Genomic DNA, 12910 nt, shown 5'->3' on the forward strand with positions numbered 1-12910 from the left:
GATCAGCCTGCCGCAGGATCAATCACCTCGTCTCGCAAGCCGAACACGCGATGAGCGTTGGAGAACCCGGCGACTGAAAATTCGCCGAGATCGACCCAGTCCTGGTGGCAAGCCCCGGCAAAGGCGGCTGATGCCACCACAGTGCGATGCAGGCGGCTCGCGATCTTCTCCAGCCGCGCAGCAAGATTGACGGAGGGTCCAATGCAGGTGAAGTCGAGCCGGCTTATGCCGCCGATATTGCCGAACAGGATGTCACCAATATGCAGCGCCACACCAAAACGAAAGCGTTCGACCTCATCACCGCTCGGATAGTGCATGGCATTGACATTGGCGGAGGCCTTGCGGCTGGCCTCAAGCGCGCGGCCGCAGACCTCGGCGAGATTGCCGCCGTCCTTCGCGATCGGAAACACGGCAAGCAACCCGTCGCCCATGAATTTCAGGATTTCGCCACCGTGCTCGCGGATGGCTGGCACCTGGCAATCGAAATACCGGTTGAGGATGTCCACGACAGTTTCCGCGGGAAGGCGATCGGATAGCGAGGTGAACCCGCGAAGATCGGATAGCCAGATCGCGGCTTGCATCGCTTCTGCATGTCCACGACGGATTTGTCCCGCCAGGATGCGCTCGCCGGCACGGTTGCCGACATAGGTGTCGAGCAGCGCAGCTGCCGTGCGGCGCATGGCGTGGATCTCGGCGAGCCGACTGAGAGGATGAATCACCGATCGCAGGGCCGCGAGATGGTCATCCGTGAAGCCGCCTTCGACCTTCGTGGTCCAGCTAGATGCATGAATAGTGCCGTCGGTGAACAGCAAGGGAACGGCGATGTAGTCCGTTGCCCCTTCCGCACGCACGTCATCGAAGAAAGGGAAGCGCCGACTCTCGGGATTGTCGAGACGATAGCGCCCTTCTTGGCCACTGCTGTAGAGACTCGGAAACGGGCTGTTCTTAAACTGCGGCGAGTCATGAATGTCGAAGGGAGCGTCGGTAACAACGACCTCAGTGCCCTGCCGCCACACGAAGCTGCGGCCGAACACGTCGGGATGTAGCGTCTGCACGAAAGCGCCTACGCGCCACAGGGGAATGCCGGCGGCGACCAGCCGTTCGCACATCTGCTTGAGGAAATCGGCGGGTGTCGACGCCGAGCGCGCGCCGTGCATCAACCAGGTGGCGAGTTTGTCCAGTTCAGAACTATCCATAGCCACCCGCTGGCAAATTGTCCTCCGGCCGAAGCTATCTTAGGATCGAACTTGATTGTCTTGGACGAGAATGTCGTCTCTGGAAAGGGCATGCTCCTTTCCGATCGTGGGGATTGTGCTGAAGATGCCTCCATGATCGTTAATGTAGATCTGTTCGGCGACTGCGCGGGCGAAACCTATTTCGTGCGTGACGAGAATACAAGTCATGCCTTCTCCGCGAGTTCGGGGATCGTCACGAGCACCTCCTTGACTGTTTCGTGGACACGGCGAGAGAGCGTGCGATTACTTGCGTATGGCCTGTGGTTCGATAAACGCCTCGATCCCAACTCACTCTCGTGATTTCTGGATCAAGCTTGCAAGATCCGCGGCTTCCTGCCTTAGAAGGCTCGCAAGCCAAAGGGCGCTTGCGAAAGGCACGGAAGAACGAGTTCTGGCCCTCGTATCCCAACAGAAACGCCACTTCGTCGATGTCGAGAGCAGGGTCCGCAAGCAGCTTCCGCCCACGCGAGCGGCGCACCGCGTTCAAGAGAACTTGGAAACTGGTGCCTTCGCCGCCAAGGCGGCGCTGCAGGGAGCGCTCGCCTACGCCGAGTCCGCGTGCCACGGCCAGGATATCTGGCCGGTCGCCACTCAGTTGCCGCGCCAGCAGCCACTTGACCGCGTCGCTTAACGAGCGGGGACGCTGCCGCTCGGCGAGCGTCTTCATGCGCAATTGATGATGTCAGTTGCCGATGCGTCAGCCGAACGTTTAGCATCGCCGATAGTGGGGGACGGAAACGGCATTGAAGGCCAACAATTGTCTTTCGTCAGTGAGGCCTGATCCTAGACGTCAATGCTGCCTTGAACGATGCGGAAGCGTTTCCAGGTTGCTGGCACTCGGCGGTTCGAGCATGACCTGCTTGAGGTTAGTGCCGGACAGCACCACGATCACAAAAATCAACTTGCCAGCTTCGTTCATCAGTCCGCCGCTGAGCGCCTTTCCTGACGTGCTATCCTCGGCTACGAACACTGCATCTGCAAGCTCTTGCCGGACCGATTGCATGGCGATCAAGTTGAGGCGGTCCTCTAGCTTCAACTCGCTCATGGAAGACACTGTAGCATTGCCCGCAACCTCGCCTGTTCTGGCGTCGATCGCATCTTCCCAGATGCGATCCAGCCGAAACGTCTTCACGCGATAAACGGATGAGCCGGAGCCGCCATCAAAACTGACATCCACGATCCTCGAACCGGGGTGGAGGCTGTCGGCGATCTTCATCGCCTGGCGCAGTGATATTTCCGCGCCTCGGAACAAGTCAAGTTCACGGCTGATCGCCTCGTCGCTAAGTCCATTGCCGCTTGCATCCTGTTCCTGAGCCGCGCTGATTTCGCCACGCAACGTAGTGCCGGCATGGGAGGGTGCGCAGATCAGCAGCGATAATAGGGCTACGAATAGTTGTTTCTTTGACATTGGCCCACTCATTTAGATCGACGCGGAACAGTTAAGACGAGGCGCGCTGGCCAGCACAATAATGTCGTTCTGGCCATGAGCCAGCGACCACCACAGAGCCGCTTCGCGGAATTTCCGATCGTTGGCGCTGCGGGAGACCAGACCATGAGCTACAACTATAGGCGCCGGCGCTGCCAACATCGCTCGAACAGACGGATGAAGGAAATGATCAAGTTCGAAGCCCGCGTCGTCGCGTTCCCAACGGTTAACTTTAGTTACACCAGTTCCTTCCAATACTCGCTCACATCATACCTCCTCACCTCCTCGACGCAGGTCGTTTCCAGGCCTTGCCGCGGAATTAGCCGGCTATAGAAGTCGGAAGCGTCTTCGCGTTGATAGAGAATGCCGCAGGCGATGCGTTCCTGAACCTGCGTAGCGAGCGCCTTCGCCTGCTGCAGATTGCCTGGGTCGTGGCCTCCGGCATTCGCATCGAAGTACCGTTCCAGCAGAAATTCGTGCGTCGTGAAGTGGTTGTATGTCGGACAGGCCTGGAGCATCTCGACGAAGGCAAAGCCGCGGTGCTGAATCGCGGCCTTGAGGATGCGCGTCATCAGTTTGATGTCGCCGCTGAAGCCACGGGCAACGAAGGTGGGGTTGAGCGCGAAGATCAGATCCATGCTCGCCAACGTATGCTCGGGAATCCCGTTGGGACTTGTGTTCATGGGCTGGCCCTGTGGCGTGAGCGAACTCGCCTGCCCGGTCGTCAGCCCGTAGTTCGTATTGTTGTGCAGGACGAACGTGATGGGATAGTTGCTCCTCACGCCGTGAATCAAATGCCCGATACCCTCCGAGAAGGTCGCGCCATCCCCGCCGAAGGCGATGACCGGAAGCTTCATATTTGCAAGCTTCGCGCCTGCTGCAAACGGGATGACGCGACCATGGAGCCCGTGGAAGCGGTAGCCCTCGATTTTGTCCGAGCCGTTGCCGTGACAACCGACATCGTAGCAAAGGCAAACCTGCCACGGATGTAAATTCAGTTCGACCAGCGCATACTTAACGGCCGTCCAAATGCCATAATTGCCGCAGCCGTCACACCAGATGCATTTGGTTTCCGAATAGTAGTCGGAAAGAGCGGGCGGGCGGGTCTGCAGCGCGATATTCATGATGGGGTACCTGCATATTCGAGACTGGAAAGCTTCTGTTCGTTTTCCGACGTGCTCGCACATCTTTCCATCACCGATGCAAGAAGCTCATCGTAGAAAAACGGCCGGCCGTCGTACTTGAGAACTTTGTCCGGGATGTCCAGGCCGCATTCCATCCTGATGAGCATGCCCAACTGCCCCTGATAGTTTTGCTCCACCAGGACAATGCGTTTTGACCGCTTTGCCAAGATCTGAAGCTCGTGGGTGCGGAGTGGCCAGAGATAGGTGTAGTGCAAATACACGATCTTCCGCCCGCGCAGTTCAGCGCTGCGCATGACGTCCTGAAACACGTCACCGGTGCTTCCCCAGCCGATCGCGAGCAACTCGATTTCGTCGCCTGCATCCATCCAATCGGCTGTCTTCGCGCTGCGACCGCCGGTGCTCAAATGAGGTGCGGGCAGCACCGCTTTTAATCCATGGAACTTCCGCAACCGCTTTTCCATTTGCAACCTGGTATTCAGGCTGGACTCATCCACCGCGCCCACAGCATTGTGTTCATCGCCCTGGGCGCAATAGGTCGCCGCGTCACTGCCGGGAAGCCATCGCAACGAAACGCCGCCCTTGGCGTGCGGGTCAAATCGATCAGACGATTTCAGGAATTTCAGCTTGTCGGGATCGACGACGAGCCGGCCACGATCAATTTCGGCCTTTTCCAGATCGTAGGGGTGTTGGGTGTAGAGCGCCTCGGCGATCTGCTTGTCGGTGAGGACAATGACACTGATTTGGTACTGCTCTGCCAGATTGAATGCGACCGGCATCAAATCGAAGGCGTCCTGGCTGTTGCTGACCGCCATGACGCAGCGCGTGAATTCGCCAGCAGAGCAGTTCGCGGCCTGCAAGAGACCACCTTGAGCCGTCCAGGTCGGCAAGCCGGTCGCCGGACCGGGGCGTTGCGCGAGCACAAACACCGCCGGGTTCTCGATCATGGCGTCGAGAGACAGTGTCTCGCTCATAAGATCAAATCCGACACCCGAGGTGGCGGTTAGCGCGCGGGTTCCCATGTACATCGCCCCACTCACGATCTGCGCGGCGGTGATTTCGTCTTCCGCCTGCTTGACCACCATGTGAGTCTTGTTTTCGAGCTCGGCAATGAACGACAGCAACGGGCTTGAGGGCGTCATCGGATAGCCGGCATAGAGCCGCACCCCCGCATGAACCGCGCCGAGCCCCATCGCTTGACTGCCGGTAATCAAAAGGTGGCCGGCGAAGCCTTTGTCGGGCTGCGGCAACGCGACGGAGATCCTCCCCTGCTCTGGATCGACAAAGGAATATCCCTCATCGATACATCGCATGTTGAGTTCGACCAGAGCTTTCTTCTTCGCAAACTTCTCTCCGACGAGAGACTTGAGGACATCGACATCCTGGTTAAGCATGGACCAGACAAAGGCGGTCAGCAGCACGTTCGACAGAATTGCCCTCGCACCAAGGCGATTGAGAATATCATCAACCGGGAAATAGATGACGCGAAGATTTCGCTCCGCGATGAGTTTCTGATGATGCTCCGGAAACTGCCATCCGGGCGTCACGTGCAGCACGATCCCTCCCGGCTTCAGTTCCTCCATATTCAGCTCGAGCCCGTGATGGTTAAGCGCGACCAGCACGTCTACCTTTGTTTCCGTGCTGCGGATGCTCTGATTCGAGATGTCCAGCTGATAGCTCGCATGCCCGCCCTTGATGAGCGAGGGATACTCGCGATAGCCGAACACGCAAAATCCCGATCTTTTGAGACCTTTGGCGATAATCGCGCCAATGGAGTTTACTCCCTGTCCGGACGCGCCGACCATTTTGAGAGATATGCGGGGCATCGCCTAGGACCAATCGATCTGTTTCGACGCTTCCACCAATTGTCTGCCCCAGACTGTTACTGCTTCCTCCTGGCCGTAGGGTTCGTCCGTGATTTTAAGCGTTGGAACAATGAGCCGGCCATGATGGACCTTGACGTGGTGCTGCAAATGATCCGCCGCTCGCGCCGTGTAGAAATATCGATGGTCTCCTAGTCCGATGCACGCACAAGGCTTGCCGGCCAGGTCCAGAGTCTTCGCCTTGTCATGGAGCAAAGCCCACATGTGCGGATTCAATTGTCCCTCGGTGCCCCCTGTATTCCAGGTCGCGGAGGCGAGCAGGAGAACATCTCCGCTTAGCAAATCCTGTGGCTTCATTTTCTCGGCCCTGGTTGCCTCGATCTCCCAGCCTGGCGTGATGCTCTTCAACGAAGAGGTCAAAGCATCCACGACGTACTCCGTGTGACCGCTAGTCGAGGCAAAGACGATATGAATGACCCGACGCTGAATGAAGTGCGGGGCAGCATTGGCGGTGTTGTTCACGAGTTACCTCCTTTCCACCAGTGACTGGCTTCATTTACGGCCCTTCTCGTGTGTCGATCTGATGCCGAATCGGTCAGCGTTTGACCGCGACTGTGCCACCAATACTTGCGGCGATATTGAATGAGAGTGCCGTCGGTGGAATGGTTGTGCTTCTAACTCCACTTCTGAGAAGTACGACGCTTTCGCCCTCTTCGATAACAATCGCGAGTTAGCTCGAGCGCAGCGGTGTTTGGTTCGACCGCTGGCGGAATTCTGGCGCTACGATCTGGCCATTCCTGAACTTATGCTCAGCGTTGAATTGGGGACACGCCAATCGGCCCGATTTGCCGGTCAGAGCTGTGTCGCGAGTAAAGTTCTCTCGCGTCTCTGGAGATCTTTCGACGGCTTGCTTGTCGATATCGCGGACTGGTTCGAACTTGTTGCGACGCACCAGCAGGGTCGTATCCAGGTCGATGGGGCGCCCGGCGTATGCGCGCGCCTACGGCGCGGTCATTCGGATTGCTGGATCGCGCTCGATGTTACCCGAACCGCTTGTTTAGACAGTATTGATAATTACGATGCTCGCTTGCTATCGCTGGAGAGCCCGACGCCACGCGCCCGGACTTACGCCGACCGTCTGTCTGAAAGCTCGCGTGAGGTGACTTTGGTCGCTGAAGCCGCACTCCGTGGCCACATCCGATAGCGACAGTCCGTCATCGCGCAGCTTTTCCTTGGATAGCGCGACGCGCTGCTCAATTAGCCACTGGTGCGGCGCCACTCCCAGCGTGCGACGGAAGGCGTGCGAGAAATAACCTACTGATATGCCGCACTCTCGTGCCACCTCCTTGAGCGCCACACTGCCCTTGATGTTGGCGCGAAGAAATTCCGTCGCGCGTCGCTGCTGCCATGGCGCGAGCCCACCCCGGGCCAGGCGCGACATTAGCCGCATGCCTCCATAGGTCTGAGCGACATGCACCCCGACCGCCAGTAGGACGTGGTCGAGAAACAACGGGTTGACTTGGTCCGGATGGCTGAGGGCGGGTAGCAGCAAGCTCCCCAGGCGGGAAATCGTGACATCGTTGACGCCCGCGCCGGGCTTATAGCTCAGATCGCGAATTGGCGGCGCGTTGGCGTCGTCAGCGATCGCGTCCAGCGCCGCACGCGGCAGATAGAAAGCCAGAAAGTGATAGGGCTTGTGGATGAGCACGGCGGGAGCTCGCTTCAGGTCATGGAGACTACTCTCGCCAATCCGATGGTCGCACACCGACACTCGTCGGCCATCCTCCCAAGATTCGCGATTTGGAGAATCGCGGAGGTACAAAGCGACGAAAAAAGCATCTTCCTGCCGAATCGGACCGTTCATTTGCGGCAGCGGATTATCACACCGAATCTCTGTGACGGCCATATCAGCTGTACGCGATGCCCGGGTAACGATCGCCGGTGCGTTTTCGACCCGCAACGCCTCGCCAAGCCGTTGTCCATAAGCTCCGGTCATCGCTCCATCCATGGATGGTTCATCGTGCTCCACCCCCTGTAATTTACGGGATGGGGAACCGTAACCCGGATGTGGGCAGGGCGTCGGTCCCGTACCGGACCTAAGGCCGCTGTTATTTTCAAACTGGGTCACTGGTCAAGGCGCGCGTCTACTTGATGTGGCGGGACGATGCCCAGCCCCGAACAAGGATGCCCCTGATCCATATCAAGCACCTCGATCGTGGTCGGCGCTACAGAAAATACTCGTCAACGTAACGATAGGCGGTCTGTGGTATCGCCTTTACGAGCTGAGGCAGCGCTTTTGCAAGTCGGCCGGAGAACAGTGAGGCTTCCGCCATTCTACCATCGCTCATTTTTCAATGTCGGCCGTTGGCACTTTTCGGACCTCGCGCGAAGTCCGACGTGAGTCCGCTATGAGCACCAAAACAGACGTCCGCTGCTCCTCCAAATTATGGGTTCGCGCCCTAGTTCAACAAGTGTCGATTTCCTTAGGTTTTATAGACGGCCGCAGTTGCCGCAGGATGATTAACAGCTCGGCCTGCTGTGAACCGGCGGCGGCCATTCATCTTCAAATAGCGCGGCGCCCAAATGCTGGGTGTCCCGACGACGAAGGTGAAGATCGCATTCTCGGTAGCATGTTGGCTGATCAGTCGGGCGAGATGTTGCGGATGGATCGGCTTGACGCCGGGCTTTCCTGTGGCTAGATCGTCGGAGCCCTCGCCCGCCTCCCCTTGCGGACTGACGCCAGTGGCCTCGCTCAGGATCAGCCGCGCGCTGACGCGCTGAACATAATATTCCACCATGATCGTGGTTGGTACATGGTCACGCGTGTTGCGGGCACGCTTCAGCGGAGCCATCATTAGGTGACTCGACACTTCCAGGTCTGATGGGGCCGAACAATGTGGGCATCGCGTTCCCTTTAATGGGGGATTTAGCGGCATTCCATCGTCTCCGTCTTGGATGTTCGGTCGACGATTTAGATGGGCCTACGCTATTCGTCGGAGTATTAACAACGGAATTGCCCTTTTCACGATGCTGAATGGGCCCGCCGAAGTTCAATGCAAGGTTTCCCCGTCCGCATTAAACGCACTGAAGCCAAAGAAGCCGCTCGACTCCAATGCTGCCGGCCTTGAGCGATCCCGACCAGACGTGGCCAAGTTCGCCGAGTGTAACTTTTTTAGTTTCGACGACGACATAAGACAGTATCGGGACGTAGGCCAAGGTGCAGTCATGGTCGGCCGCGTTCACCCAGGTCGACATTGACGCTCTTCCCTTCCGTGATCGGCAGAGAATTCTAGATTTTACCAACACACCCGCCGAACTTCGCTCGCAGGTATGATCTTTAGACCACCACTACATCGAGGAACTTTTAAACCGGAAACCGCTTGATGAGACATCATCCGGTGGCGGCACCTTGACCCAAAAATTACCGGTTTTGGCCTTGTCATATCCGTACTGATAAAGAGAACGCATGTAGTTCGTTTCAAAGCCGGAGGAACCTGACGACGGAAAGCCTTTGTCGATGTAGGTCAGATTGAATCCGAAATTGTTGCGGCGAGCGAAGTCAAAAGTCTCATAGAGAATGGAGCGGGTTTGCGTCTTCGTGACGGAAGCCGAAGCCCGCGCCGCGATGTCGATCGTGCTGTTCCGCACCAGTTGGAAATCTCGCTCAACCTTGTTGTTGATCAAGATGTAGATGGTTATACGCAGACCTCGGACGAACGCTCCGTTTCGTAAAATGAATGCTTCCGGCAAGGTCAGCACCGGAGCCGTCACTCCACCGTCTACATGCATTTCCTGGAAGTGATTTCCGTTTGCTTCCGCGTCAATCATCATCGGCGGGAAAACCACCGGGATACTTGCGGATGCGGCCACGACATCACGGAACAGGCTTAGCGCCTGGGGAGACCCCACCGCAGCAATGCGCCCCATGTCCCATACCGCTGTGCGTTGGGTGTCGAGATCGGTCGTCACGATAAGAAGATCCCTGCCCTTGGCGTGTTCCTCTGCAATTGCCGCGAGCATATTCTGGTCGACATAGCGGGCCACCAACTCGCGAAGCCGCGAGTTTCCAAACAGGCCTGATCCGAAGAGCGCGTTCAAGATGCTTGGCGCATCCAGAAGGCTTTCAGCGATGCCGCTGGTGTATACTTCCCGCAATGTGCCGTCGTAGGCTGGGCCAAGAAATGCAAATGGCGCAATCAACCCACCCGTGCTCACCCCCGAAACGACTGTAAATTTTGGGCGCGTACCTGCCGTGGTCCAGCCATTCAGCACACCCGCGCCATAAGCACCGTCGGCCCCGCCTCCCGACAAGGCAAGATAGCTGACAGGACCGGCACGTAAACTTACAGGTGGTTCCTTGAGGAACGTTGCTGCCGGCTCATCGGTATATCTGCGCAGTTCATTGACGTTCAATACCCGCGCGGACGCGGCATCGGATGCCGTATAGGGTGATCTGGGAGGAGAACTACAGCCAGCAAGAGAAAAGAATCCCGTCGAAATAGCGAATGACAGGACGAGCAACTGACGAAAGGAAGGCATGACCTGTATTCCGACTCAACAACGCAGATTTGCTAGGCAACGCTTTCGGCGTATCTTAAAACGGTATCGGCGGTGTTGTTCACGAGCTACCTCCACGTTCCCAAGGGGTGAATGGCTTCATGTACCGCGCTCCTCGTTCAACGGTTCCCTTGCCCGGCGATCTTTGAAACGATCGACGCACTTCTTGGAACAAAGCGGGGTCCGCCACGAGTGGTGCCGGACGAGACCAAGCTTGCCGTCACAAACTGCGTATCGTGCGGCTCTGCCACACCTAAGGATTTCTGAGCGGTTCAGCATTGTAGTCTCCTGTTTGTACTATCGTCGTTGTTCGTCGATCATTTTTCTTCACCGTCACAGTTCATGACCATGTGCGCCTTTCCAAATAGTGCAGCTTAAGACGATCGCGATCACCGGACCAATTTGAATGTTGGTAATGCCATCCTTTCCATTTCAAGGCTTTTCAGCGGACTGCTAATGCCTTTGAACGATCAATTCACACCCGCAACCATCGTGCAAATCGCGCACCCGTAATACAGAGGTTGCCTATCCTCCATTGATGGTCTGGCCCAAGAATTTTTTCATCAGTTCTCCATGGAACATTTCACTTCCGACATCCGCACGGCGCTGATAAGTTGCGATTGCATCCGCTCCCGCCACATAGCGCAACTGTTCTCTGCCGTCTGTCGCAGCTGCATAAACGACTTCTGCAATCTGCTCCGGCCTGCTTCCCGGCAGCGCATCTCCAAACATCGCCAACATTTTTTGAAAACTCTCGGCATAGTTTTTATCTTCGACCATCTGCGCGTTGCCCATGAAATCGGATTTGATACCGCCAGGGCTGATGGTCTTCACCGAGATGTTGAAAGGCTTCAACTCAAAGGCGAGACTTTCGGCAAAGCCCTCCAAGCCCCATTTCGTAGCGTGGTAAACAGCATTTAACGGGAACGACACAAGACCGCCGATTGAAGTCGTGGTTAAGAACATGCCGGATTTTCGTTCTCTAAAATGCGGAATAAAGGCCTTGGTCACCAAGATCGCGCCGAGTTCGTTAGTGTTTATCTGCGTCATCACCTGCTCATCCGAACTGGCCTCGAGTGGACCGGTCAGTGCATACCCCGCATTATTCAGCACGATATCCACACTTCCCTTCGAAGTTACCCCTTCCACCACTTCATGGATTTGCTTCGGATTGGAAACATCCAATTCGAGGACCGAGATGTTGGATAAGCTTCTGAGCTCCTTTTAGCGGGCGTTCGCATCGTTGCGATGACGTTCCACCCTTTTGCCGAGAACAATTTCGTGGTGGCTTTCCCCAATCCGCTTGAAGCACCTGTAATGAATATCGTCTTCATATTTTTTCCTAGCCGGGGGACTTTGAGCTGATTTTCGACGATCACCTGGATTTTCCGACGTTGCGGACTTCAATCGCGGTCATGAGAATTGCGAGTCCCGTCGAGATCAAATTGGTGCCCACGATAAGGCCGAGCGTCCAACTCGCACTCTGCGGCCAAAAATCAATGATGAGCCCCCAAAAATAAATGATGAGCCCCGCAAGAACGAGATCCGTGATTCCGCTTGCGAGCAGACTGCCCCAGGAACCGGGCAAGACATCGCGATAGGAGATCGAAGTTCCGACTTGGAAGGCGCCTTCCGCGATGAAGAAAGCCGTTAGCACGAGCGTAAGTGAAACGGTCCCCTCATCAGGCTTCCAGATCAAGAGGATTCCTACGGCAAGCGAAACAGCCGAGGTCAGCAGAATCCAGAAGAATGCAGATGCGTCGTGCGCCGAGAACATGGTGACCAGGCCGAGCGGGCCACTGAACAGAAACAGCCATCCGATATATATGCCCGCCGCGACAGATGCGATGACCGGCTCCGCCACAGCCAGACATCCCAAGGCGAGCATGACGATGCCCTGAAACACGAACCACTTCCAGTGTTCACCTAGTGCGGTTCTCACTGCGCTCTGAAAATCACTCAGCTCTGAGTTAGCACCCACTGAAGCCTCCTATCAATTTCGAGGTTTGTTGCAGTGATGGCCCGCTTAGCGAGCTCATCGGAGCGCTTCATTGTTGCGACTATTGCTTGTCCGCATATTCGAATTCAGGCAAAGCCTTGATTGTGTCCTTCGAACCACCCGGAAGGATGAATTTTCCACCATTCTCTTTCAGCTGGCTCACCGGAATTGCCACATCGTGGCGGCCAACGCCCAGAAAGCCGCCTGCGCCGATGACGGCGTATGACACCGCCTTGTCGGGTGCCACGATGATGTCATCGATTTTCCCAATGGTCTCACCGTTGTCATTAAAGACATTCTTCCCGAGGACCTGCCGTTTGGTGCTCCAGCCCGTCGTGACGTCGCGTAGTTCGACATTGGCGACGCCGAGCTTGGTAGACCCAACAACCTGTTGGGCAAAACAAGCGGGCGTAGCGATCAACAGCACGGCAACTGCGATCGTGGACAGCGACTTCATAAGATTCGCCATTTGCATGAGCGGCCGATTGCGAGGCGCGGGGACAACCACCCTCGCACCAGCGCTTTGAGAGGATTTCAATGACGGACTCGACATGTCGCACCCCTGTTGCGGTCTGAAGCATGTTAACTCAGAGCTTGACCGTGATCATGCCGCGCATGTCGATAGGCATCTTTAATGAAACTGTCGTCGCAGGAACGATTCTGTTTCTAACGCCACTTCTGAAGAGCGCGGTGCCTCATTCCCAAGCGTTCGCCTCCTTTGAGAACAA

Annotated in this window: 13 protein-coding genes and 2 pseudogenes; 1 reads left to right on the top strand and 14 read right to left on the bottom strand. The window is 56.6% G+C overall.

Going from position 1 to position 12910, the window contains the following annotated elements; all coding sequences use genetic code 11:
* Window positions 1-2 precede the first annotated feature (2 nt).
* The 3 genes and pseudogenes from V1289_RS09000 to V1289_RS49590 form a co-directional block, all read right to left on the bottom strand.
* The gene (locus V1289_RS09000) at window positions 3-1196 is read right to left on the bottom strand and encodes an adenylate/guanylate cyclase domain-containing protein (protein ID WP_334396617.1); all 1194 of its coding nucleotides are present in this window, start codon (window positions 1194-1196) and stop codon (window positions 3-5) included.
* 123 nt (window positions 1197-1319) lie between these two features.
* Window positions 1320-1453, bottom strand: a pseudogene (locus tag V1289_RS09005) (peptide ABC transporter ATP-binding protein); the annotation flags it as partial.
* On the bottom strand, window positions 1429-1767 hold the full coding sequence (locus V1289_RS49590; protein WP_442896170.1) for a helix-turn-helix domain-containing protein: 339 nt from the start codon (window positions 1765-1767) through the stop codon (window positions 1429-1431). The pseudogene V1289_RS09005 and the gene V1289_RS49590, both read right to left, overlap by 25 nt.
* Between V1289_RS49590 and V1289_RS09010 the strand changes: the two genes are divergently transcribed.
* A complete protein-coding gene (locus V1289_RS09010; protein WP_334396618.1) occupies window positions 1729-1866 on the top strand; it encodes a hypothetical protein in 138 nt (45 codons plus the stop codon). The genes V1289_RS49590 and V1289_RS09010 overlap by 39 nt on opposite strands.
* A 159-nt stretch (window positions 1867-2025) precedes the next feature.
* Here the strand turns inward: V1289_RS09010 and V1289_RS09015 are convergent, their stop codons facing one another.
* From V1289_RS09015 to V1289_RS09060, 11 genes and pseudogenes are all read right to left on the bottom strand, one after another.
* A complete protein-coding gene (locus V1289_RS09015) occupies window positions 2026-2643 on the bottom strand; it encodes a PepSY domain-containing protein (RefSeq protein WP_334396619.1) in 618 nt (205 codons plus the stop codon).
* Between the two features lie 254 nt (window positions 2644-2897).
* Entirely contained in the window at window positions 2898-3785 is an 888-nt protein-coding gene (locus V1289_RS09020; protein ID WP_334396620.1) for a thiamine pyrophosphate-dependent enzyme, read from the bottom strand.
* Window positions 3782-5629, bottom strand: coding sequence for a 2-oxoacid:acceptor oxidoreductase subunit alpha (locus tag V1289_RS09025; RefSeq protein ID WP_334396621.1), 1848 nt, complete (start codon window positions 5627-5629; stop codon window positions 3782-3784). The genes V1289_RS09020 and V1289_RS09025 overlap by 4 nt, the downstream gene beginning before the upstream one ends.
* Before the next feature lie 3 nt (window positions 5630-5632).
* Window positions 5633-6148, bottom strand: a complete 516-nt coding sequence (locus V1289_RS09030) for a flavodoxin family protein (RefSeq protein WP_334396622.1) — start codon at window positions 6146-6148, stop codon at window positions 5633-5635.
* A 568-nt stretch (window positions 6149-6716) separates the two neighbouring features.
* Window positions 6717-7622: a helix-turn-helix domain-containing protein gene (locus V1289_RS09035; protein ID WP_334396623.1), complete on the bottom strand. Its 906-nt coding sequence runs from the start codon at window positions 7620-7622 to the stop codon at window positions 6717-6719.
* A 547-nt stretch (window positions 7623-8169) separates the two neighbouring features.
* Window positions 8170-8349, bottom strand: a pseudogene (locus V1289_RS09040) (ubiquinone-dependent pyruvate dehydrogenase); the annotation flags it as partial.
* Between the two features lie 625 nt (window positions 8350-8974).
* Entirely contained in the window at window positions 8975-10165 is a 1191-nt protein-coding gene (locus V1289_RS09045) for a patatin-like phospholipase family protein (RefSeq protein WP_334396624.1), read from the bottom strand.
* Window positions 10166-10708: 543 nt separating this feature from the next.
* Window positions 10709-11383, bottom strand: a complete 675-nt coding sequence (locus tag V1289_RS09050; protein WP_334407354.1) for an SDR family NAD(P)-dependent oxidoreductase — start codon at window positions 11381-11383, stop codon at window positions 10709-10711.
* Entirely contained in the window at window positions 11320-11517 is a 198-nt protein-coding gene (locus tag V1289_RS49595; protein WP_442896171.1) for an SDR family NAD(P)-dependent oxidoreductase, read from the bottom strand. The genes V1289_RS09050 and V1289_RS49595 overlap by 64 nt, the downstream gene beginning before the upstream one ends.
* A gap of 41 nt (window positions 11518-11558) precedes the next feature.
* Window positions 11559-12089 (bottom strand): HdeD family acid-resistance protein, encoded by a 531-nt coding sequence (locus V1289_RS09055; protein ID WP_334396625.1) that lies wholly within the window; start codon window positions 12087-12089, stop codon window positions 11559-11561.
* 154 nt (window positions 12090-12243) lie between these two features.
* Window positions 12244-12639, bottom strand: coding sequence for a PRC-barrel domain-containing protein (locus tag V1289_RS09060; protein WP_334396626.1), 396 nt, complete (start codon window positions 12637-12639; stop codon window positions 12244-12246).
* Between the last annotated feature and the right edge of the window lie 271 nt (window positions 12640-12910).

The sequence above is a fragment of the Bradyrhizobium sp. AZCC 2289 genome (assembly GCF_036924615.1).
In the GTDB taxonomy this organism is placed as follows: Bacteria; Pseudomonadota; Alphaproteobacteria; order Rhizobiales; family Xanthobacteraceae; genus Bradyrhizobium.

Bases quoted from the DNA above. Each gene is read 5' to 3' on its own strand.
- V1289_RS09060 (WP_334396626.1), bottom strand. From the start codon at position 12,639: ATGAAGTCGCTGTCCACGATCGCAGTTGCCGTGCTGTTGATCGCTACG.
- V1289_RS09015 (WP_334396619.1), bottom strand. From the start codon at position 2,643: ATGTCAAAGAAACAACTATTCGTAGCCCTATTATCGCTGCTGATCTGC.
- V1289_RS09000 (WP_334396617.1), bottom strand. From the start codon at position 1,196: ATGGATAGTTCTGAACTGGACAAACTCGCCACCTGGTTGATGCACGGC.
- V1289_RS09020 (WP_334396620.1), bottom strand. From the start codon at position 3,785: ATGAATATCGCGCTGCAGACCCGCCCGCCCGCTCTTTCCGACTACTAT.
- V1289_RS09035 (WP_334396623.1), bottom strand. From the start codon at position 7,622: ATGACCGGAGCTTATGGACAACGGCTTGGCGAGGCGTTGCGGGTCGAA.
- V1289_RS49595 (WP_442896171.1), bottom strand. From the start codon at position 11,517: ATGAAGACGATATTCATTACAGGTGCTTCAAGCGGATTGGGGAAAGCC.
- V1289_RS09045 (WP_334396624.1), bottom strand. From the start codon at position 10,165: ATGCCTTCCTTTCGTCAGTTGCTCGTCCTGTCATTCGCTATTTCGACG.
- V1289_RS09025 (WP_334396621.1), bottom strand. From the start codon at position 5,629: ATGCCCCGCATATCTCTCAAAATGGTCGGCGCGTCCGGACAGGGAGTA.